Genomic DNA, 2592 nt, shown 5'->3' on the forward strand with positions numbered 1-2592 from the left:
AATAGGAAGGCAAGCCTTCCAGATCCAGACCACCTTCCAGAAAGAATAAATCCCAGTCAGACAAAGCAATGCTTTCCCAGTCAATAACCCCTCCGCGTAACTGAATTTCTACATCAGGAAATTGCTGCTGAAAAGCGACCAGGCGTTCCGGTAAAAAATAGTTGGCTACGGTATTGGTCGCGGCAATGCGCAAAATGCCACTTTGCAGGCGTTGACGACGTAAAATTATATCCTCGAATTCATCAATGACTTCACGCATACGTTGGGCGGTAGTCAGGAGCGCCTCACCGGCGGGGGTCAGTTGAATGCCGCGACCATGACGCATCGTCAAAGGTTCTCCGACCATCTGGTTCAATTTCTGCAGTCTTTCCGTGACGGCCGGCTGGCTGCGATGGAGTACTCGCGCTGCTGCACTGATCCCGCCACTTTTGGCCACGGTCAGAAAGGTTAATAAAAGTTCTGTGTCCATATATCGCTATGTCCGATAGATTATATCTATATTACCAATTTGACCTATGTATTGATGCCCCGCATGATCGGCGCGTTTACTTCATCAGCATAGAAGCGGTTTCCCATTCATGGCTTTTTCACATCATGCTCCGGCAGTTTCCCCACTCAGCACCAGCATGGTATTGCTGCTGAACCTGGTGATCGGGCTTGGACATTTTCTGGTGTTGTTCAACACTGGTGCCTATCTGCCCATGATACCCCATGTTGCCGGCAGTTTGGGCGTCAACCCGGATTTTGCGGATTGGACCCAGGCAGATTTTTTTCTGGCCATGGCTCTGGCCTTTCCGACTTCTCCCTGGTTTTTGCAGCGTTGGGGGGAAATACGGGTTGTGGCAGGTGCCTTTATGGCGTTCGCCCTGGCTTCGGCCATCTGCGCGCAAACCAGCCATTATGATGCTTTTCTCAGTGCCCGTATTGTTCAGGGATTTTCGGGGGGATTGACCATCCCGGTCTCCTTGCAGATTATCCTGCGCCATTATCAGGCACATCGCCGTAATATTGGCCTGGGGCTTTGGGGAGTTGCTGCCCTCACCCCGTTTACCCTGGGGCCGGTTATTGGTGGCTGGATCACCGACAGTATCGGTTGGCGCTGGCTGTTTTATATAAACATACCGATTGCCATCAGCGTGGCTGTCATTACTGCGATTCTGCTGTTCGGTAGAGAAATAGAACACTGCCATCCCCCCCTGGACTGGCCGGGACTGCTTTTTCTGCTGATTGCCCTGGTCGCCCTGGAGTCTGCACTTGATGCCGGAGAAATCATCAGTTGGTGGCGCTCCCAGACTATTATTCTACTCGGCAGCATCAGCCTGATCACTCTGATTTTTTTCGGGATTTGGGAATGGTATGGCAGGCACCCCTTACTTGAGCTCACGCTCCTGAAACGACGTAACTTCATGATCGGAAGTATGGTCCTGTTTTTCACCGCCCTGTTTTTTCAAGGCAGTATCGCCATTTATATTGTGGGATTTCAATTGGTCATGGGCTACAGCGCGTGGCTGGTCGGCCTGTTGATATTACCCATGGCGATTTTCTCGAAAATCAGTTTTATCTTGACCCAGCGCCTGCTCAATCATCTGGATGCACGTATCCTGGCTATTTTCTCCTTATTGGGATTTGCGGCCGCCAGTTTTTGGGTTTCCTCCTACAATCATCCGGCCTCTTTCAGCGAATTACTGTGGCCACAAGCTTTTGTAGGAATATTTCTGGGAAGTTTATTTCCATCCATCATCGCCATTGCCTTGTCCGGATTATCCGGCCCTGCCGAAATGCGTGGTACCGCCTTTTTGAATGTATTGCGGCTCTGTGGACAGGCTATGGGCATCCCCCTTATTGCCACACTTTTCGACCGGAGAATGATTCTGCATGCGCATTTTCTTGCCGAAGGTAATCGTCCGACGATTTATACACTCAATCCCTCGGTGAGCAATATCCGCACTGCCCACTACATTGCGCATCAGGCAGCCATGCTCGCCTTCAACGAAATATTTTATATAGCTGCATGGGGATTCCTGCTCGGCGCGGGTCTCATGCTGTTCAGCAAACCTGTGGTTTACGCAGAACCGGATATTCGGGTACGCCGCGCCATAGAAGAACTGGTGGATCTCTGATGAAAAAATCCATTCTTCTGCTGCTATTGTTGCTGCTTGCGGCCTGTGCGCGTCTGCCGGAGCATCTTCCCGGTGCGCATCTCGCCCATAGCCCTCAAATTCAACGGACCCTGGCACGTGCCGATCATCACTATGGGATCACGGCGGGTCCATGGCCTGCACAGCAGTGGTGGGAAACGGCGCACATACCTGCTCTTGACCATCTGATTCAGGTAGCCCTTCGCAAAAACCCATCGCTGCAGCTTGCCAGTACCCGTATTCTGGCCGCCAAAGCCATGACTGCAGAGCAACAGGCCGCCCTCCTCCCACAAGTTTCGGCGGGAGCGGCCCTCACCCAGGAGCATTTTTCGCAGAATGGTTTGCACCTTCAGGCCAACGGCAAAAGCTTTACCTATACCGAAATTAACCCGCTGGAACTCCGTTATCATCTGGACTTGTGGGGGCGCGACAGTGATCAGGTTCGTGCAGCTTT

2 protein-coding genes and 1 pseudogene are annotated in these 2592 nt (G+C 52.0%); 2 read left to right on the plus strand and 1 reads right to left on the minus strand.

The genetic code is table 11. The features are described from left to right. On the minus strand, positions 1-469 hold a 469-nt coding region (locus tag AC2VLY_RS14215), incomplete at its 3' end, for a LysR family transcriptional regulator (protein WP_486891817.1). 109 nt (positions 470-578) lie between these two features. On the opposite strand from AC2VLY_RS14215, the gene AC2VLY_RS14220 reads away from it, so the two are divergent. Both AC2VLY_RS14220 and AC2VLY_RS14225 read left to right on the plus strand, forming a co-directional pair. Continuing rightward, a complete protein-coding gene (locus AC2VLY_RS14220) occupies positions 579-2120 on the plus strand; it encodes a DHA2 family efflux MFS transporter permease subunit (protein ID WP_486922508.1) in 1542 nt (513 codons plus the stop codon). Next, positions 2120-2592 (plus strand): annotated as a pseudogene (locus AC2VLY_RS14225) (efflux transporter outer membrane subunit); the annotation flags it as partial. The gene AC2VLY_RS14220 and the pseudogene AC2VLY_RS14225, both read left to right, overlap by 1 nt.

The sequence above is a fragment of the Acidithiobacillus sp. TH-A36 genome (genome assembly GCF_057473445.1).